Source organism: Sphingomonas sp. CV7422 (assembly GCF_027945725.1).
Lineage (GTDB): Bacteria > Pseudomonadota > Alphaproteobacteria > Sphingomonadales > Sphingomonadaceae > Sphingomonas > Sphingomonas kyungheensis.
The window spans coordinates 609,007-627,966 of sequence record NZ_CP115900.1 but is presented as its reverse complement, the minus strand read 5'-3'; the positions used below and the strand labels follow the sequence as shown (position 1 = coordinate 627,966).

General features: G+C 70.5%; 17 protein-coding genes and 1 tRNA gene. 9 read left to right on the top strand and 9 right to left on the bottom strand.

Annotated features, from left to right (window positions below):
- Window positions 1-5: 5 nt before the first annotated feature.
- From PBN85_RS02995 to PBN85_RS02980, 4 genes are all read right to left on the bottom strand, one after another.
- A complete protein-coding gene (locus PBN85_RS02995; protein ID WP_051583297.1) occupies window positions 6-554 on the bottom strand; it encodes a DUF2059 domain-containing protein in 549 nt (182 codons plus the stop codon).
- A complete protein-coding gene (locus tag PBN85_RS02990; protein ID WP_271300117.1) occupies window positions 551-1,981 on the bottom strand; it encodes an NAD(P)-dependent oxidoreductase in 1,431 nt (476 codons plus the stop codon). The genes PBN85_RS02995 and PBN85_RS02990 overlap by 4 nt, the downstream gene beginning before the upstream one ends.
- 153 nt (window positions 1,982-2,134) lie before the next feature.
- Complete coding sequence (locus PBN85_RS02985; RefSeq protein ID WP_271300116.1) at window positions 2,135-2,932, bottom strand: undecaprenyl-diphosphate phosphatase; 798 nt, start codon at window positions 2,930-2,932, stop codon at window positions 2,135-2,137.
- Between the two features lie 9 nt (window positions 2,933-2,941).
- Window positions 2,942-3,871: a complex I NDUFA9 subunit family protein gene (locus PBN85_RS02980; protein WP_037532486.1), complete on the bottom strand. Its 930-nt coding sequence runs from the start codon at window positions 3,869-3,871 to the stop codon at window positions 2,942-2,944.
- Between the two features lie 110 nt (window positions 3,872-3,981).
- Here PBN85_RS02980 and PBN85_RS02975 point away from each other — a divergent pair.
- Together PBN85_RS02975 and PBN85_RS02970 are read left to right on the top strand one after the other, a co-directional pair.
- Window positions 3,982-4,068: transfer RNA gene (locus PBN85_RS02975), tRNA-Leu, on the top strand.
- Window positions 4,069-4,470: 402 nt separating this feature from the next.
- The gene (locus tag PBN85_RS02970; protein ID WP_271300115.1) at window positions 4,471-5,034 is read left to right on the top strand and encodes a GAF domain-containing protein; all 564 of its coding nucleotides are present in this window, start codon (window positions 4,471-4,473) and stop codon (window positions 5,032-5,034) included.
- Between the two features lie 8 nt (window positions 5,035-5,042).
- On the opposite strand, the gene PBN85_RS02965 is transcribed toward PBN85_RS02970, so the two are convergent.
- Window positions 5,043-5,687: a nicotinamidase gene (locus PBN85_RS02965; protein ID WP_271300114.1), complete on the bottom strand. Its 645-nt coding sequence runs from the start codon at window positions 5,685-5,687 to the stop codon at window positions 5,043-5,045.
- A 117-nt stretch (window positions 5,688-5,804) separates the two neighbouring features.
- Between PBN85_RS02965 and PBN85_RS02960 the strand changes: the two genes are divergently transcribed.
- The 6 genes from PBN85_RS02960 to PBN85_RS02935 all read left to right on the top strand — a co-directional run bounded on the left by PBN85_RS02960 (window position 5,805) and on the right by PBN85_RS02935 (window position 11,277).
- Window positions 5,805-6,113 (top strand): hypothetical protein, encoded by a 309-nt coding sequence (locus PBN85_RS02960; protein ID WP_037532492.1) that lies wholly within the window; start codon window positions 5,805-5,807, stop codon window positions 6,111-6,113.
- Between the two features lie 120 nt (window positions 6,114-6,233).
- Entirely contained in the window at window positions 6,234-7,223 is a 990-nt protein-coding gene (locus PBN85_RS02955; RefSeq protein ID WP_271300113.1) for a glycosyltransferase, read from the top strand.
- On the top strand, window positions 7,220-8,203 hold the full coding sequence (locus PBN85_RS02950) for an acyl-CoA dehydrogenase (protein WP_271300112.1): 984 nt from the start codon (window positions 7,220-7,222) through the stop codon (window positions 8,201-8,203). The genes PBN85_RS02955 and PBN85_RS02950 overlap by 4 nt, the downstream gene beginning before the upstream one ends.
- On the top strand, window positions 8,200-8,841 hold the full coding sequence (locus tag PBN85_RS02945; RefSeq protein WP_271300111.1) for a PIG-L deacetylase family protein: 642 nt from the start codon (window positions 8,200-8,202) through the stop codon (window positions 8,839-8,841). The genes PBN85_RS02950 and PBN85_RS02945 overlap by 4 nt, the downstream gene beginning before the upstream one ends.
- Window positions 8,838-9,413, top strand: coding sequence for an SAM-dependent methyltransferase (locus PBN85_RS02940; RefSeq protein WP_271300110.1), 576 nt, complete (start codon window positions 8,838-8,840; stop codon window positions 9,411-9,413). The genes PBN85_RS02945 and PBN85_RS02940 overlap by 4 nt, the downstream gene beginning before the upstream one ends.
- Window positions 9,414-9,462: 49 nt before the next feature.
- Window positions 9,463-11,277: a DUF885 domain-containing protein gene (locus PBN85_RS02935; protein ID WP_271300109.1), complete on the top strand. Its 1,815-nt coding sequence runs from the start codon at window positions 9,463-9,465 to the stop codon at window positions 11,275-11,277.
- Here the strand turns inward: PBN85_RS02935 and PBN85_RS02930 are convergent.
- Entirely contained in the window at window positions 11,274-12,452 is a 1,179-nt protein-coding gene (locus PBN85_RS02930) for an MFS transporter (protein WP_037532503.1), read from the bottom strand. The genes PBN85_RS02935 and PBN85_RS02930 overlap by 4 nt on opposite strands.
- A 118-nt stretch (window positions 12,453-12,570) precedes the next feature.
- On the opposite strand from PBN85_RS02930, the gene PBN85_RS02925 reads away from it, so the two are divergent.
- Window positions 12,571-14,802 (top strand): hybrid sensor histidine kinase/response regulator, encoded by a 2,232-nt coding sequence (locus tag PBN85_RS02925; RefSeq protein WP_271300108.1) that lies wholly within the window; start codon window positions 12,571-12,573, stop codon window positions 14,800-14,802.
- Here the strand turns inward: PBN85_RS02925 and PBN85_RS02920 are convergent.
- The 3 genes from PBN85_RS02920 to PBN85_RS02910 all read right to left on the bottom strand — a co-directional run bounded on the left by PBN85_RS02920 (window position 14,757) and on the right by PBN85_RS02910 (window position 18,945).
- Window positions 14,757-16,247: a PAS domain S-box protein gene (locus PBN85_RS02920; RefSeq protein WP_271300107.1), complete on the bottom strand. Its 1,491-nt coding sequence runs from the start codon at window positions 16,245-16,247 to the stop codon at window positions 14,757-14,759. The genes PBN85_RS02925 and PBN85_RS02920 overlap by 46 nt on opposite strands.
- 290 nt (window positions 16,248-16,537) lie before the next feature.
- Window positions 16,538-17,668 carry a metallophosphoesterase family protein gene (locus tag PBN85_RS02915; protein WP_271300106.1) on the bottom strand — a complete coding sequence of 377 codons (1,131 nt, stop codon included), beginning with the start codon at window positions 17,666-17,668 and terminating at the stop codon, window positions 16,538-16,540.
- The gene (locus PBN85_RS02910; RefSeq protein WP_271300105.1) at window positions 17,665-18,945 is read right to left on the bottom strand and encodes an MFS transporter; all 1,281 of its coding nucleotides are present in this window, start codon (window positions 18,943-18,945) and stop codon (window positions 17,665-17,667) included. Before PBN85_RS02910 ends, PBN85_RS02915 begins: the two co-directional genes overlap by 4 nt.
- Window positions 18,946-18,960 lie beyond the last annotated feature (15 nt).

Below are 18,960 nucleotides of genomic sequence, written 5' to 3'. Positions count from 1 at the left end.
AGGTCCTACTTGCCGGCCGGGGTATCGAGCGCGCTGAGACGCGCCTGGACTTTCGGGAACGCTGCCATTGCAGCATCGCGGCCTACGCCGCGTCCTGCCTCGGACAGCGCCTTCTGCAACGCCGGCTGGGCGTCGAGCAGCTTGGCGCCGGTCGGCGATCGATAGAAGGCGAGGATCGTCGTCAGTTCGCTTTCGCTGAACGTCTTGCGATATTCCTCCGCCGTCGCTTCGGCGATCGCCGGATAGCGCTCGCGGAACGCGCGTGCGAATTCTTCGGAGATGATCGCGCCGACCTGCTGCCGGCCCGCATCGGTGGCGAGCCGTGCCTTGAGCGCCGCCGGTGCCGCCGTATCGGCCCGCATCGCATTTTCGACGTTGCTGACCATCAGCGGCATGAGCTGTGCGAACATCGGATCGAGCACGCGCTCCATCCGCATCTGCGCCACAAGGGCGCGGGCGGTGGCGATCGTGCCGGGTTGCGCCGCTGCCTGCGCCAGCACGGGCTCAGGTGCGACCAATAGCGCGGTCGCGACGAGCAGCCGGAGCGGGCTCATGCCGCCACCTTGCCGACCTTCGCCTTGGCCTTCAGCCACTTGTGCATCGTCGCCGCGACATCGCGACCGTCGCGGATCGCCCAGACGACGAGGCTCGCGCCGCGCACGATGTCGCCCGCCGCGAACACGCCGTCGAGGCTGGTCATCAGCGTCTTGCCGTCGACCAGCACCGTGCCCCAGCGGCTGACGCCGAGCTCGGGCGCGCCGAACAGCGTCGGCAGGTCTTCGGCGTCGAAGCCCAAGGCCTGGATCACCAGATCGGCATGGAGCGTGAAGTCGCCGCTCGGGTCCGCTTCGGGCGCGCGGCGACCGCTGGCGTCGGGGGCGCCGAGCCGCATCTTGCGGGCGCGCACCGTGCCGTCCGCCTCGAACGCCGCCGGTGCCGAAAGCCAGACGAATTCGGCGCCCTCTTCCTCGGCATTGGCGACCTCGCGCTGGCTGCCCGGCATGTTCTTGCGATCGCGGCGGTACAGGCATTTGACCGAGGCGGCGCCCTGGCGGATCGCGGTGCGCACGCAATCCATCGCGGTATCGCCGCCGCCGATCACGACGACATGCTTGCCCGCCGCATCGAGCGCGCCCTGATCGAATGCCGGCACCGCATCGCCGAAGCCCTTGCGGTTCGAGGCGATCAGATAGTCGAGCGCCGCCACCACGCGATCGTCGCCGCCGGCGACGTCGAGCGCCCGCGCCTTGTAGACGCCGGTCGCGATCAGCACCGCGTCATGCTCGCGACGCAGTTCGTCGAGGCTCGCCTGTTCGCCGACGTCGAACCCTTCGTGGAAGACGATGCCGCCTGCCTTAAGGCGCTCGACGCGGCGCATCACCACCGGCTTCTCCAGCTTGAAGCCGGGGATGCCATAGGTCAGCAGCCCGCCGGCGCGGTCGTGGCGGTCGTAGACGTGAACCTCATAACCGTGGCCGCGCAGATATTCCGCCGCGGTCAGCCCCGCCGGCCCCGCGCCGATCACCGCGACCGACGCGCCGCGCGCCGGACCGGGGACGAGCGGCTCGACCCAGCCCTCTTCCCAGGCGGTGTCGGTGATGAACTTCTCGACCGAACCGATCGTCACCGCGCCGTGGCCGGAAAATTCGATGACGCAATTGCCCTCGCACAGCCGGTCCTGCGGGCAGATGCGGCCGCAGATCTCCGGCATGGTCGAGGTGGCGTTGCTCAGCTCATAGGCCTCGCGCAATCGGCCCTCGGCGGTGAGCCGCAGCCAGTCGGGAATATGGTTGTGGAGCGGGCAGTGCACCGAGCAATAGGGCACGCCGCATTGCGAGCAGCGCCCGGCCTGATCCTCCGCCGCCGGCGGCGCATAGCGCGCGGCGATCTCGGCAAAATCCTCCGCGCGCGCGTCAGCGGGACGCTTCGCCGGATAGGCCTGCGGCCGGGCAACGAACTTGAGCATGGAATCGTGCGCCATGGGGCCTCCTTTCGCATCCGCTAGAAAGGAAAGGCCGCCATGTCACGCACAAATCATGTTTTAGGTAAGCTAATATGCCCTAAAAAGTCGTACCAAACGGAATGAGGCTATCAACCCGGCCCGCAGGTATCCTCTTTAGGTACTCCTCCGGTCCTATCGCAGTTGGAGGGCAACCAGGGCGACCGCCCCGATGACGATGCGATACCAGGCGAAGGGCGCGAAGCCGTGCCGGCTGACGATGCCGACGAACCAGCGGATCACCACCAGCGCGACGACGAACGAGACGACGAAGCCGATCGCGATGCTGAGCCATTCGCCCTGTCCCAGCGTCGCCCCCGACTTGAGCAGGTCGTAACCCGATGCGGCGAGCATCGTCGGGATCGCGAGGAAGAAGGAGAATTCCGCCGCCGCACGGCGATCGACGCCGAGGCTGAGCGCCCCCATGATCGTCGCGCCCGAGCGGCTGACGCCGGGGATCATCGCCAGACACTGGACGACGCCGACGCCGAGCGCGGTCGTCCACGGCATCGCCTCGACCGATTCGATCCGCGCCTGCTTGACCAACCGCTCGATGACGAGGATCGCGACACCGCCGACGATCAGCGCCACCGCGACGACGGTGGGACTTTCGAGCAGCGACTTCACCGCCTTGTACACCAGCACGCCGATCGCCGCGGCGGGCAGGAAGCCGAGCGCGATGTTGCGCACGAAGGCGATCGACTTGGGCTGCCCACCGGCCAATCCCGTCGCCACGTCCCAGAAGCGCCGCCAGTAGAGGACGATCACCGCCAGGATCGCGCCCAACTGGATGACGATGTCGAAGGTCGCGGTCGCCTGATCCTGCACGCCGAGCAACGTACCGGCGAGGATGAGATGCCCGGTCGAGGAGACGGGCAGGAATTCGGTGACCCCCTCGACGATGCCGAGGAGGATGACGGTCAGCAGATCCATGGATGGTCCTTAGGCGGCGAGTGTTGCGGCACGGCGACCGAAGCGGCCGGTGCGGCGGAAGCGGACGAGCCATTCGGGCGCAACCGCCTGCAACGGCGTCGGATCGACACCGAGCGCGGCGAGGCCCGGCGCACCCGGCGTGACGACATTGTCGCGCTGGAGCATCAGCCACTGATCCTTGGTGATCGGCGCGAACGGCAGCCTGGCGAGGAAGGCGCCGGCCGCGTCGGGCAGTTCGACGATCGACGGGCTGCGGCCGATCGTCTGTGCGATCCAGCGGATGATCTCGCCCATCGTCAGCACGTCCGGGCCGCCGAGCTCGAACGTCTCGCCGGCGAAGCGCGCGTCGGTCGCCGCCGCCATCGCCTCGCCGACGTCGCCGGCGAACACCGGCTGGAACTTCACGCCGGCGCGCAGCACCGGCACCACCGGCGCCTTGCCGATCATCGCGGCGAAGCGGTTGATGAACTGATCCTCGCGCCCGAAGACGATCGACGGGCGGATGATTGCCGCGCCCGGGAAAGCGGCGCGCACCGCTTCCTCGCCGCGCCCCTTGCTGCTGCCATAAGCGGATCGCGCCTGCGCATCGGCACCGATCGCCGACATATGGACGAGCGTTTCGACGCCCGCCGCCGCCGCGGCCTCGGCGACGATGCGCGCGCCGCCGACGTGGACGCGCTCGAAATCGCCGGCCAGCACGCCGACCATGTTGATCACCGCATCGGCGCCCTGCACCGCGCGTGCCACCGTCTCGGGCAGCGTCACGTCGGCGGCGACGAATTGGGTCTGACCGAGCCCACCCAAGGGCTTGAGGAACCACGCATGCCGCGGATCGCGCTCGGCGACGCGGACGCGCGCACCGCCGTGCAGCAGCGCCTGCACCACGTAGCGACCGACGAATCCGCCGCCGCCGAAGATCGTAACCAGCTTGTCTTTCATCGCCCGGGCCTCATTTTTTTCGTCGCTGTGCTGATGTTTCGCCCCTTGCCCCGTGAAACCCGTGTTGACAAGCGCGCCGACCGCCCCCTAAAGGCCGCCGCCTACCCCGTGCCCAGATGGCGGAATTGGTAGACGCACCAGCTTCAGGTGCTGGCGATCGCAAGGTCGTGGAGGTTCGAGTCCTCTTCTGGGCACCATTTTCCAAAGAGCAGCAGGCTCGCGATCCGAACGGTCGCGGGCTTTTGCTCGTTTCGAGGAGGCACGGGCGCGAATGGCATCGGGCGAAGATCTTCGGCCTGCCGCTCCTGCACCTTCGCGCTACCGGGCATGACTTGCCGCGACCCGCTACTCGCCGTCCACGCCCTCACGAAGTTGTCGCGCAGACCTTAAGCGCCATCCCAGAGCAGGCATCAGCTTCGGACGACAAGACGGCTAATATGTCATTAACCGATAACCGAACCACTTTGACCGGCAATTGCTCGACGCGTTGCCCGCAAATCCCCGATGCGAGACAGGCCGCCCCATCTTGCGATGCAATTCCCTTTGCATAAGTCGTCGCCTCCTTCGATACCCCGTAAGCGTGACGAAGGGAGAGTGATGTGCAGGAACCGAACGTCGACAATTGGTTTCAAGCCTTCTCCGCCGAGAAGAAGCGGCAGGGCGCGGTCGATCGCAGCCGGGTGGTGAGCTTGCGCGGCAGCAGCGAATTGCTGCGGATCGTCGACGAGGTCCGCGATCATTATCGCACCCCCTTTGCCGCCATCTCGATCATCGACCGGCGCTCGCAGCTGTTGCTTGCCGAACGCGGCCTCGGTTACGCCGAGACGGCTCGCAGCACCGCCTTTTGTGCGGTAACGATCCAGCAGGGCGGGCGGGCGCTGGTCGTGCCCGACGCGCGGACCGATGTGCGCTTCGCCGGCTATGAGTCGGTGACCGGCGATCCCTATATCCGATTCTACGCCGGCGTGCCGATCCACGACGACGGCGGCATGGCGCTCGGTGCGATCTGCGTCGCCGACAATGCGCCGCTCGCCGCCGGTTTCGACCGGTCGCTGCTGGTGCGCATGGCGCGCGAGGCCGAACGCGCGATCGCCGAGACGCTGCCGCCCGAACCGCCGGCGGCGCCGACCGCATGGAGACTCCGCCTCGATTCGGACGTCTGAGCGCCGGCTCAGTCGCGCACGGTGACGCCCGCGGCGGCGAGCGCGCGGTCGATCGCGTCGACGCTCGTCCCCGAACCGGCCGGCATCGCGATCGCGCGGGTCAGCGGCCGCAGGATCGTCGCGGCGAACCCCTCGCGCCGCGCGTCGAGCGCCGACCAGCCGACGCAGAAATCATACGCCAGACCGACGAAGACGCAGCGCGTCACGCCGAGATCGCGCAACGCACCGGCGAGCCCGGTGCGCGTCCTCCGGTCATTCTCGAAGAAGGCGGAATAGGAATCGACTGCCGGGTCGATCCCCTTGCGGACGATCAGCCGCGCGTGCGCGACCGCCGCCGCCACGGCCGGATGGAAATCGGCGCCGTCGCTGCGTTGCAGGCAATGGTCGGGCCACAGCACCTGGTCGCCATAGGGCATCGCGATCACCTCGTACGGCGCGCGGCCGGCATGGCTGCTCGCGAGTGAGCCATGGCCGGCGGGATGCCAGTCCTGCGTCACCACGACATGCGCGAAGCGTTCGGCGAGCGTGGCGATCGGCGCCATCACCGCATCGCCCCCGGCGACGGCGAGCCGTCCGCCCGGGCAGAAGTCGTTCTGCGGATCGACGATGACGAGCGCCTCGGCGCCGTCGGACGGATGGGCTCGGCTGGTCATGGCGGCTGTGTAGCGCGTCGCCGTGCCGCCGCAACGCCATGACGATTCGCCTGCGCCCGAACACCCTGCGCCGGGCGTTGACCGCATGGCGACCACGACGGCCGCCGGGAGACGATGATGAGCACGACCCTGACCGCCCGCTTCGCCACCCGCCGTGAGGCGGAGATGACGGTGGAACGCCTGGTGCAGCAGTTCGAAGTGCCGCGCGAGGCGATCCGCGTCCTCGCCGACGGCGCGGCGAACACCACCGGCGTCGAACAGGCGGGCAGCGACGAGGCCGCGGCCGCTCCCACGCCCGAACCGCGTGACGACGCGCCGCTCGCCGGGGCGGTCCGCGTCTCCGTCGCCATCGCCGACGCGACGCTCGCCGACGAGGTCCGCGCCGCCTTCGCCGAGTTCGACGGCACCGGCGTCGCCGCCGCCTGACACATGGATCAATACGATAAGTTACGACGAACAGACGATAAACCGCTACGCCGGCGCCGCGGTCCCGGCACCGCGGTTTGGAGGTCTGCGCTGCTGTCACCCTGCCCGGTCCTGGTCTGCGTGCCCGTCCGCAACGAGGAACGGGCCCTGCCCGGGCTGCTCGCGGCATTGCGGCGCTGCGATCCTGCCGGCGCGGTGACCAGCTGTTTCTACCTCGACGGGTGCAGCGACGGCAGTGAGGCGCTGCTCCGCGCCGCTGCCGCCGACCGTCCGATCCGGATCGCGATCGGCCCGCGCCAGGCCGATGCCAATGCGGGTCGGGCCCGGCGGGCGGCGATGCTTATGGCGCTCGACCGGATCGGTGATGCCGACGCGCTGCTCTTCACCACCGATGCCGACAGCACCCCCGCCGCCGACTGGATCGCCGCCGGGTCTGCCGCGCTCGCCCTCGCCGACGTCGCCGCCGGCCGCATCGTTCGCCGCAACGGCAGCGCCGATCCCCTGCAAGGCCGCGTCGAACGCTATTTCGACCGGCTCCACGCCTATCGCCGGCGGCTCGATCCGGTCGACTGGGAGGATCGCGCCAGCCACCATTTTGGAGGCGGCGCCAATCTCGCCGTCCGCGCCGCCTGCTATCGCGCGCTCGGCGGCTTTCGCACGCTGCCGCACGGCGAGGATGCCGATCTGCTCGACGAGGCGGCGCGCGCCGGCTTCCGCGTCCGGCGCGATGCGGCGATGGTGGTCGAGACCTCGTCACGGCGGATCGGCCGGGTCGACGGCGGGCTGGCCGGCCAGTTGCGCCGGCTCGACGACGGCGATCTGCCGCAGGTCGCGCATCCCGCCGGCATCGCCTGGCAGGCGCGCGCGCAGGCCGCCGCGCGGCGGGCGTTCGCGACGATCGACGATCCGGCGAGCCGCGGCCGGCTCGGCGCGGTGATCGGGCTCGATGCCGACCATATCCTCGGCGTCGCGCGCGATTGCCCCAATGGCGAGGCCTTTGCGATGCGCGTCGTCCCGGCCGCTTCGGTCCAGCCGGCGCTGCTGCCCCTCGGCCTTGCCGAGGCGGCGCTGGCCGCGCTCGAGGCGCAGCCGCAGGAGGAAGCGGCATGATGCGCGATCTGCTGCGCGATGCGATCCGCGCGCAGGGCTGGGACGAGACCCCGCCCGGCGATCCGACCGATACCGACGCCTATCTCGCCCTGCTCCGCGCGCTCTACGCCACCGGCCGGCGTGATCTGCCGCTCGGCCGGCTGCTCGAAGGCCATGTCGATGCGGTGCAGATCGTCCGCCGCTACGCGACGCCGGCGCAGGTCGCCGCGCTCGGCGAGGCGCTGCGCGGCGGGGCGACGCTCGGCGTGTGGAATGCGGCGCTCGCCGATGCGCCGCTGCGGCTCGTCGGCGACCGGCTGGGCGGCGGCAAGAGCTATGCCTCGGGCGCCGGTGTGCTCAGCCATGCGCTGGTCACCGCGCAGGCGGAGGACGGCACCCGGCTGCTGCTGCTCGATCTCGCCGCGACGCCGCCGGCGATCGACCGCGACTGGTGGCGGACCACCGGCATGCAGCGATCCGAGACGCATCAGGTCCGCTGGCACGACGCCATCGTCCCGGCGACGGCGCGGATCGGCGCGGCCGATGTCTATGCACGCGAGCCGCACTTCAGCGGCGGCGCGCTGCGCTTCGTCGCGGTCCATGCCGGCGGCGTCGCGGCCGTGTGCGACCGTACACGCGACCACCTCGTCGCCACCGGCCGCGCCGACGATCCGTTCCAGACCGCCCGGCTCGCCGAAGTGTTCACGCTCGCCGAACAGGCCGCGGCGGCGGTGCGGGCTGCGGCGGACGCCTGGTTCGCGAACGACGGCGAGGCGCGGCTGGCGCGCATCGCCGCGGCGCGGCTGGCGGTGACCGAGGCCGCGACGCGCGCGATCACCGTCGCGCAGGAGGCGGTCGGCCTCGCCGGCCATTTCGTCGCGCATCCGCTGTCGGCGACGCTCACCGACCTCTCGGTCTATCTGCGCCAGCCCGTCCCCGATGCGCAGCGGCTGCGCGTCGGCCGCGCGGTCGGCGAGGGACTGCTGGCACCGGCGCTGTGAGGCTGCGCCTCGCCGGCATCCGCCGCGCGCTGATCGTCGCGCCGCACCCCGATGACGAGATCATCGGCGCCGCCGGGCTGATCCGCCGGCTGAAGACGATCGGCGCGGCGGTGTCGGTGGTGATCGTGTCCGACGGCGGCGCATCGCATCCCGGCAGCCGGCGCTGGCCGCGCGCGCGGCTGGTCGCCGAACGCCGCCGCGAGAGCCGGCGCGCGCTGCTGATGCTCGGCGTCAGCGCGCGCGATCTGCGCTGCCTCGCGCTTCCCGACGGCGACCTGCCCCGCCACGTCGGCGACGCGGTGCGCCACCTGCGCCGCCTGTCGGCCGGCGCCGACCTGATCGTCGGGCCGGCGGCGGACGATGCCCACCCGGATCATCGCGCCGTCGCCGCGGCGCTCGATCGCCTGCCCGGCCGTGCCCGCCGGCTGAGCTATCGGGTCTGGCCGCCACGCCGCCGCGGCGACGTACAGGGGCTGACGCTGCCCGTCCCCGGCGGCAGCGCGTTCAAACGCCTGCTGATCGCGCGGCACCGCACGCAGTTGGGCGCGATCCGCGACGACCCTGCCGGTTTCGCGATCGCCGCGCACGAGCTGCGCGCCTTCGCGCAACCGATCGAGCGGTTCGGGGGCGCGCGGTGAGCGCGATCCGGCTGGACGGCTTCGCCGCCAAATTCGCCGCCGAGGACGATCCGTGGCGGACCTTCACCAACCGCGACGAAGCGATCAAGCGCGCCGCGATCCTCCATGGCCTCGGGCCGGCGCCGCTCGGCCGGGTGCTCGAACTCGCCAGCGGCAACGGCTCGAACAGCGCCGCGATCGCCCCCCGCGCGCGCCGGCTCGACGCCACCGAAGGCACGCGCGAGGGCACCGCGCTCACCGCCGCGGCGATCCGCCGCTGGCCGCGTTCCCGCGCGCTGACGCTGGTGCTGCCGGCACCTCTGCCGCGGCCGGTCTATGATGCGGTGGTAGTGGCCGAATTGCTCTATTATCTCGACCCGGCGGCGATGGCGGCGGTCGCCCGCGCGGTCGGCCGGGTGGTGCGCCGTGGCGGACGATTGGTGCTCGCGCATCACCGGATCGACTTCTACGATTTCGCGCAGACCGCCGCCGGCATCAACCAGCGCTTCCTCGCCGCAACCGGCGTCGCGTGGCAGGTGACGCCGATCCGGGCGACGCGGCGCTGGCAGGTGCTTGCCGCGATCCGCCGGTGACGTAAGATTGCCGCAGCCGGGCGCTCCGCCCCGCGTCCGGGATCCATCCATGCGTCTTGCCCTTGCCCTGCTGTTGTTATCCGCGGCCCCCGTCGTCCAGGCCGATGCCGCCCCGCCGGTCGCCGCCACCGCCGCCACCGCCGCGCAGGATGCCGCGCTGCTCCAGTTCCTCGATGCCGCGTTCGACGAACAGCTCGATCGGCATCCCGAATCGCTCAGCCAGCTCGGCCTCAAGACGCATCAGGACCGGCTCGACGATTATACCGAGGCGGGCGCGCGGGCGGACCAGGCGCTTGCCGAACGCCAGCGCGCCGCGATGCATGCCCGCTTCCGCCCCGACCAGCTCGGCGAGAGCGCGCAGGTCAGCTATCGCCTGTTCGACTATGAGGTGACGCGCGGCCGCGAATCGCTCCGCTTCCGCAGGCTCAACTTCCCGGTGTCGACCAACGGCAGCCCGGCGGGCGACATTCCGGTGCTGCTGATCAACACGCACAAGATCGACACGGTCGAGGATGCGCGCGCCTATATCGCCCGGCTGCGCGATACCGAGCGGGTGATGCGCGAAGTCAGCACGACGATGCGCGATCAGGCGGCGGCGGGGATCATCCCCAACAAGGTCAATTTCGCCCCCGTCCGCGCCGATGCCCGCGCGGTGATCACCGGGGCGCCGTTCGACGGCGGCGCCGATTCGACGCTGCTCGCCGACTTCCGCAAGAAGGTCTCGGCGCTCACCGTACCGGCGGCGACCAAACAGGCGCTGATCGCCGATGCCTCGGCGGCGCTGGTCGGCCCGTTCCGCCGCGGCTACGACCAGCTGTTCGCGACGCTCGATGCGATCGAGCCGCTGTCGACGGGCAATTACGGCGCCTGGCACCTGCCCGACGGCGCGGCTTACTATGCCGACCGGTTGAAGAGCTCCACCACCACCAGCATGACCGCCGACGAGATCCATGCGCTCGGCCTCGCCCGCGTCGCCGCGATCCGGGCCGAGATGATGGCGATCCTGCGGGAGGTCGGCTTCACCGGCACGCTGGAGCAATTCTCCGACAAGGTGCGCACCGATCCGCAGTTCAAATATCCCAACACCGCGGCGGGCCGGCAGGCCTATCTCGCCGATGCCCGCGCGGTGATCGACGGGGCGATGGCCGCCGCGCCGCGCTATTTCCGCACCTTGCCCAAGGCGCCGCTCGAGGTGCGCGCGGTCGAGCCGTGGCGGGAGCGCACCGCCTCCACCGCCTTCTACAACCCGCCGTCGGCGGACGGATCGCGTCCCGGCATCTATTACGTCAACCTCGTCGACATGACGCAGACGCAGAAGGTGCAGGTCGCCGGCATCGCCGCGCACGAAGGCGCGCCCGGCCACCATTTCCAGATCGCGCGGCAGCAGGAGCTGACCGGCATCCCCAAGTTCCGCAAGTTCGGCGGCTATGGCGCCTATGTCGAAGGCTGGGGCCTCTATGCCGAGCGGCTGGCGGACGAGATGCACCTGTACAAGGATCCCTATGCGCGCTTCGGCATGCTGTCGTTGCAGATGTGGCGGGCGATCCGGCTGGTGCTCGATACCGGCATCCACGCGCAGCGCTGGGACCGGGACCGCGCCATCGCCTATTTCCGCGCCAACAGCTCGGTGTCCGACACCGACATCGCGCGCGAGGTCGATCGCTATTTCAACTGGCCGGGACAGGCGACCAGCTACATGGTCGGCCAGCAGCGCATCGCCGCCTTGCGCGCCCGCGCCGAACGCGAGCTCGGCCCCAAGTTCGACATCCGCGACTTCCACGAAGCGGTGCTCGATCAGGGCGCGCTGCCGCTCGACGTGCTCGACGAGCAGGTGACGCGCTACATCGCGGCGGCGAAGCGCTAGCCGCGCGGTTCGGTCAAGAACAGGAGGAAGGCCGCGGCGGTCAGCACGGCGCCGACCGCCGCGGTCATCGTCCAGCCGCCGTAGCTGTAGGTCAGCGTCGCGAGCATCGATCCGGATGCGCCGCCCACGAACACGATGGTCATGTAGACCGAGTTGATCCGCCCGCGCGCTTCCGGGGCGATCGAGAACAGCACGCGCTGGCCGAGCACCTGGTTGAGCTGCGTCGCGGCGTCGAGCAGGACGGCGGCGAGGCCGAGCAGGATCAGGGCATGCGCCGCCCCCGCCCAGCCGGCGAGCAGGAAGGCGAGGATCGCCGTGCCCAGCGCCACCGCGGTGCCGGCGCGGATATAGCCCCGGTCGCCGAGCCGCCCGGCGATCGGCGCGGCGAGCGCGCCCCCCGCGCCGGCGAGCGCGAACAGGGCGATCCCCTCCTGCCCGAAGCCGAAGCGCTGCGCGAGCAGCAGCGGCACCGTCGTCCAGAACAGGTTGAACACGACGAACATGATCGCCTGATAGGCGGTGCGCCGCCGGATCGCCGGGGTGCGTACCAGCAGCGACAGCCCCGATCGCAGCAGCGCGCCGTAACCGAGCGTCGGCCGCGGTCGCCAGGCCGGCACGGTTCGCGCGATCAGCAGCGCGAGCAGCGCCATGGCGACCGCCGACACGCCGAACACCGTCCGCCAGCCGGACAGCGCGGCAAGGCCGTTGGCGAGCGGCCGGGCGAGCATGATGCCGGTGATGAGACCGCCCATGATATTGCCGACGACCTGCCCGCGCCGCTCCTCGGGCGCGAGATGCGCGGCGAGCGGCACCATGATCTGGGTGCCCACCGAGCAGAAGCCGGTGACGAACGAGCAGAGCAGGAATCCGGTCGCGCTGCGCGCCAGCACGCAGCCGACCAGTCCGGCGCAGGCGCCGAGGGTCAGCACCAGGATCAGCCGCTTGTTCTCGATCCGGTCGGCGAGCGAGACGATGAAGAACAGTCCCGCCCCGTAACCAAGCTGGGTCAGCGTCACGATCATGCCGCCGACCGACGGGCGCAGGCCCAGCGCCGGGGTGATCGCGCCAATCAGCGCTTGCGCATAATAGATATTGGCGACCATCATCCCGCAGGCGATCGCGAAGATGGCGGTGAGCCCCGGGCTGATCCCGGCAGGCTGGGTCTGGCTGCTCATCGCGCCCGACTAGCGGGTCGCTGCGCCGCCGTCGCGTGCCGATCGCCTGCCGGGGATCAACTCGATGTCTCGCCGGTTTAGCCGCCACGCGAATAACGATGACGGACGGGGGAAGAGGGTGGTTCCGATTGGCGGCGGCGAGATGGCGGGACGGATCGCCGCGCATGACTGGGCCGCCTCGCCGCTCGGTCGCCGCACCGACTGGCCGGCGCACCTTGCCACCACCGTCGAGGTGATGCTGCGATCGCCGCTGCCGATGGCCTTGCTGTGGGGCGAGGATGGTCGCCTGCTCTACAATGACGGCTATGCCGGCATCGTCGGCCGCTATCATCCCGCGATCCTCGGGCAGCCGGTGATCGAAGCGATGCCGGAAGCGGCGGCGTTCAACCGCGAGGTGCTCCGCGCCGGACTGGCCGGCGCGCCGCTGACCTTCTCACGCCAGCCGATCACCCTGTTTCGCGACGGCTATCCGGCGGCGCTGTTCTTCGATCTTACCTATGCGCCGGTGCCGGGGCCGGACGGCGCGCCGGCCGGGTTGCTGGCGATGGTGATCGAGGTGACACAGGCGGTGGCGATGGAGGAGGAACTGCGCGCCGAGACGCACAGCCTCGAAACGCTCAACCGGATCGGCGCCGCACTCGCCGCCGAACTCGAACTCGAACCGCTGGTGCAGATGGTCACCGACGCCGGTGTGACGCTGACCGGTGCCGCCTTTGGCGCCTATTTCCACAATCTGTGGGACGAAACGGGCGAACGCCTGCATCTCTACACGCTGTCCGGCGCGCGCCGCGAGGATTTCGAGGCGCTCGGCCGCCCGCGCGCCACCGCGGTCTTCGCACCGACCTTCCGCAACGAAGGCGTGGTGCGATCGGACGATATCCTCGCCGACCCGCGCTATGGCCGCAACGCGCCGTTCGACGGCCTGCCGCCGGGGCACCTGCCGGTGCGCAGCTATCTCGCCGCGCCGGTGGTGTCGCGCTCGGGCGACGTGCTCGGCGGGCTGCTGTTCGGCGATCCCGAGCCCGGCCGCTTCCATGCCCGCCACGAACGGCTGCTCGTCGGCATCGCGGCACAGGCGGCGATCGCGATCGACAATGCACGGCTGTTCGCGGCGGTGCAGGACGTCAACGACACGCTCGAACGCCGCGTCGCCGAACGCAGCGAGGCGCTGACCCGCGCCAACGAGGCGCTGCGTCAGGCGCAGAAGATGGAGACGCTCGGCCAGCTCACCGGCGGCATCGCGCACGACTTCAACAATCTGCTGACGGTGATCCGCGGCTCGACCGACCTGCTGCGCCGGCCGGGGCTGACCGAGGCGCGGCGCGACCGCTATATCGATGCGATCGCGCAGACCGCCGACCGGGCGAGCAAGCTGACCGGCCAGCTGCTCGCCTTCGCCCGCCGCTCGTCGCTGACCCCCGAGGTGTTCGACGTCGGCGACACGATCCGCAGCCTCACCGACATGATGGAGATGCTCGCCGGCGCGCTGATCGCGGTCGACCTCGACCTGCCGGAAAACCCCTGCCTCGCACATGCCGACGTCAGCCAGTTCGAGACCGCGATCGTCAACATGGCGGTCAACGCCCGCGACGCGATGGGCAGCGAGGGGCGGCTGACGATCGCGGTCGGCGCCTGCGACCATATCCCGCCGGTGCGCAACCATGACGCGCGCAGCGGCGACTTCCTCAAGATCGCGATCACCGATACCGGCACCGGCATCCCGCCCGATCATCTCGACCGCATCTTCGAACCCTTTTTCACCTCGAAGGGAGTCGGCCACGGCACCGGGCTCGGCCTGTCGCAGGTGTTCGGCTTCGCCAAGCAATCGGGCGGCGAGGTGCTGGTGGACAGCCGGCTCGGCGAGGGCACGACCTTTACGCTGTTCCTGCCCCGCGAGCGCGCCGCGGCGCCGCCGCCGGCGGCCGCGGTCGCCGCCACGCCGGCCGATACGGCGCTGCGCATCCTGGTGGTCGAGGACAATCCCGAGGTCGGCGCCTTCGCCACCGCCGCGCTGAGCGACCTCGGCCACGACATCGCGCTCGCCCGCAACGCGCGCGAGGCGATCGGCTGGCTGGAGCGGCCCGACGAGCCGTTCGACGTCGTCTTCTCCGACGTGATGATGCCGGGGATGAACGGCATCGAGCTCGCCCGGCTGGTCCGGACGCGCTGGCCGGCGCTGCCGGTGATTCTGACCAGCGGCTATAGCGAAACCCTGTCGCGGCAGGGTGCTGGCGAGTTCGAGCTGCTCCACAAACCCTATTCGATCGATGCGCTCGCCGCGGTCTTCGAGCGCGTCGCGCCGGGTCAGATCACCGCGTCGACGATGAAACGCACGCCTTCGGGCGGATAATCGATCGTCGCCTGACCCCGCACATGCTGCGACAGCACGCGTGAGATCATCCGCGTGCCGAAGCCGGTGCGCGTCGGCGGCGTCACCGGCGGCCCGCCGCTCTCCTGCCACGACAGCCGAAGCCGATGCGGGTCGGCAGGATCGATATGCCGCCAGGCGAGGTCGACACGCCCGCCCGCCGCGGACAACGCACCATATTTCGCCGCATTGGTGGCGAGCTCGTGCAAGGCCATCGACACCGCGAGCGTCACCGCCGGTGACAGCCGCACCTCCGGGCCGTCGATCGTGAACACCTCGTGCGCGCGGTCCATGAACGGCATCAGCGCGCGCTCGGCGACCTCACGCAGCGTCGCGCCCTCCACCTCGTCGCGGATCAGCAGGTCGTGCGCCGCGCCGAGGCTGGCGATGCGCCCGGCGATCGCCGCCTCTGCCTCCGTCACCGAGGTCGCGTTGCGCAGCGACTGGCCGACCACCGCGCTGACCGTCGCCAGCGTGTTCTTGACGCGATGGGTCAGTTCCTGCGCGAGCGTGACGCGATGCTCCTCGGCGAATTTGCGCGCGGTGATGTCGGTCGAGAAGCCGATCATCATCGCTGCCTCGCCGTCGCGGCGTTGGGTGATCTCGGCACGGGTCTGCACCCAGCGCATCTCGCCCGCCGGCGTGACGATGCGGTAATCGAGCGCGCATTCGGCGGCATCGTTGATCGTCGCCCGGATCGCCTCGCCGACCATCGCCGCATCGTCGGGATGCACCGCCGCGGCGAAGGCGGCATAGTCGAACGGCATGTCGGCATCATAGCCGAAGATCGCCTTGCACCCCGGCGACACGTCGAGCGTCTGCGTCGCGATGTCGAAGCTCCAATAGCCGAGCCCGCCGGCGCGCAGGGCGAGCTGCAACTGCAATTCGCGCTCGGCGAGCGCGAGGCCCTGGGCCGCCACCTCGCCGGCGAGCTTGGCGCGATCCTCTTCCAGCGCGATCAACCGGTGGCGTTCGAGCGTCACGTCGGCCTGCGAGGCGACGAAATAGGTCAGCGCGCCGTCGCCGCCGAAGACCGGCATCACGGTCAGCCGGTTCCAGAAGGCGCTGCCGTCGCGACGATGGTTGAGCAGGTCGACCTCGACCCGCTCGCGTGCCGCCAATGCCGCGCGCAGCCGCTGCACCGCATCGGCATCGGTCTGCGGCCCTTGCAGCATGCGGCAGTTGCGGCCGACGATTTCGGCGGCGGCATAGCCGGTCAGCCGCTCGAAGGCCGGATTGACGTAGATGATCGGCGCGTCCGGCAGAGTGGGATCGCTGATCGCCATCGGCAGCACCGCATCGCGAAAGCCGACGACGAAGGGGTCGGTGCCGTCGAGCCGTGCCGCAAAGGCATCGATCGCCGCCTGCACCGCCGGGGCGGGGGCGACCGGTACGATGCGATCGGCGGAGAGAAGATAGCGATCCAAGCAGAACCCGCGTTATTCAAGACGTTCGTCGGCAGCAATCGGCAAGGGTGCCGGAATTGGAACCGTTTCGGTATGGCTTATCGCCGGCTACCAGGCCGGTGCCGGCGCTTACCGGCTGGTGATCCGGCGGGATCGCGTCCGTCTGCTGCAACCATGGCTAACCCCCTGTCGTCGCACCATTGTGTCGACAGGTGCCTTGTCCGCCAAGGCCGTGGCGAAGTCGACCGCAAATCACGGCGTCCGGCCGCGGAATCACGCCGGTATTTGCACTAGCCGCTGGTGCTTTTGCGCTACCAGCCGCCGCCGTTGCGATTGGGGCCGAGCTGCGCGCCGAGGATATGCCGCGACGGCCAGGCGCCGATGGTGTGGACGGCATGGCCCGGCACCACCGGGCGGCCGCGCTTGGGGCGATCCTTGCGGTCGCGGACGAGGATGTCGATCGTATCGACCGCCGCCCCGCTGCGCACGCTGAGCGGATGCAGCCCCGGCGTGGCGATCGTCACCGCCGCCTGCCACGTCGCCGCGACGCCGGGCACGGGGTGCATCGTCACCGAACGGCCGGCGACCTCCGCCACCGGCGCGGCGGCAGCCTCGCCGAACACGCGCGCCACCACCTCGATCTCACCCGGCGCGGGGACGTGGCGGGGATCGTGCGGCCGGGTGAGCAGCCGCACGTCGGCGGGCGAGACGATCTGGACATGCGGGCAGCCCGCCGCCCCCGCGCCGATCGGGCGGAAGGTCCAGCTCGGCACGCCGTCATGGACGCTGACGATCGTATAGCCCGCCGCGCCGTCCGCCTCCTCGATCTGCGCGGTCGACCGGGTCGCGCCATAGACGACGCGGCCGTCGTTGAGCAGCTCGTTGTAATGGGTATGGCCGGTGTCGACGAAGGCGACGCCCGCCTCGGCGAACAGGCTGGCGATCGCCTCGCCGCCGTCGCTGAGGTCGCCGGGATAGGCGTGCATGAAGACCAGCGGCGTCTCTCCGGCATCGTCCGCGTCGGCGAGCGTCTCGGCGAGGCGGCGGCGCTGGCCGGCGCCGATGCGGAAATCCGGCCCGCCGCTGCCGGCGCTGACGATGTCGAGGAACAGGCAGCGATAGCCCTGGATCCCGCGCGCGAACGGCCGCATCGCCGCGGGCGTGCCGGCGCGGAAGGCGGCGAGCGTGCCGTCCTCGAAATCATGGTCGCCGGGGATGGTGAAGACCGGCAGCGTCAGCGGCGCGAGCGCGGCGCGGATCCGGTCATATTGGTCGGCGGTGGCGTGGTTCGCATTGTCGCCGGGCAGGAAGACGAAATCGATCCCCTCGCGCACGCCGGCAAGATCGGCGACGATCGCCTCCAGCCGGCGGGTCCCCAGCCAGTCGTCGGCCTCGTCGGCATGCAGATCGCCGACATGCACCCAGCTGATCGTCCCGCTCATGCCGTCGTCTCCCGATGTTTGCCTTCGCACGCCGGGCGCAGCAGGCCGGCGAAGCCGATCCACAGGCCGAGGCTGGCGAGCGCGAAGCTGCCGAGGATCAGGAAGGCGGCGTGATAGCCGAGCGCCTGCGCGATCCAGCCGCCGATCGCCGGGCTGAGCGACGCGCCGAGCCCCTGGATCGTCATCACCGCGCCCTGGCCGACGTTGACCCGCCCCGTCCCGTCGAGCAGGCAGGCGACCAGCCCCGGCACCGCGACGCTCTGCAAGCCGGCCCCGATGCCGTCGAGCGCCTGCACCGGCCATACGCCCCAATGTTCGATGAACGTGCCGGCGAGGAACCCGCGCAGCGGCAGCGCCGCGAAGGAGATCAGCAGCACCAGCCAATAGCCGCGCCCCGCCGACATCTTCATCGCGACCAGCGCCGCGACGATCATCACCGCCTGCGCGACGACCACGGTGGTCGCGGTGAACAGCGCCGCATTGCCCTTGCCCGCGCCGACCACCGCGAGGCTGTAGAGCGGCAGCATCGCGCCGTTGCCGAGGTGGAAACAGGCAAGCGCGGCGGCGAGGATCAGCATCGGCTTGTTGGCGAGCAAGGTCTTGAACCCCTCCGCCTGACCGCCGCTCTTGCCGTCGTCGTCGTCCTCGCCGTTTTCGAGACCGCGCGCCGCCTGATGGTCGATCGCGCGTTCCGGGATCATCAGCACGCTGATGATCGCCAGCACGCCGAAGGCGGCGGCGAGGTAGAAGATCGCCGGCATGCCGAACTTCCAGCCGAGGAAACCCGACAGCCCCGCGCCGATCATGTTGCCGGCGTGGTTCCAGGCCTGGTTGCGGCCGTTCTGCGCGTTGAAGCCGCGCTGGCGGACGACGCCGAGCGTCATGCCCGTCACCGCCGGGCCGATCGCCGCGCCGGCGATCGCGGTCGCCACCTGGCTGACCGTCACCACCCATCCCGATTGCGACAGCAGGATCAGGAACGACGCCATCACCGTGCAGATGCCGGTGACGATCACCACCAGCCGCTTCTTCTCGGTATGATCGATGAACGCACCCGCCGGCACCGTCATGATCATGCCGGCGATGCCGCCCGCCGACATCACCGTGCCGATCGGCCCCGACGTCCAGCCGCGCTGCTGGAGGAAGACGCCGAGGAACGGCCCGATCCCCGCCTGCATGTCGGCCATGAAGAAATTGAGCGCCTGGAGCGCCGTCGTCGCCCGTTTCCGGTCGTTCGATCCTGTCGCGGATGATCCGGTAAGTGCCTGCGTCGCCATGCCTTGCCCTCGGGT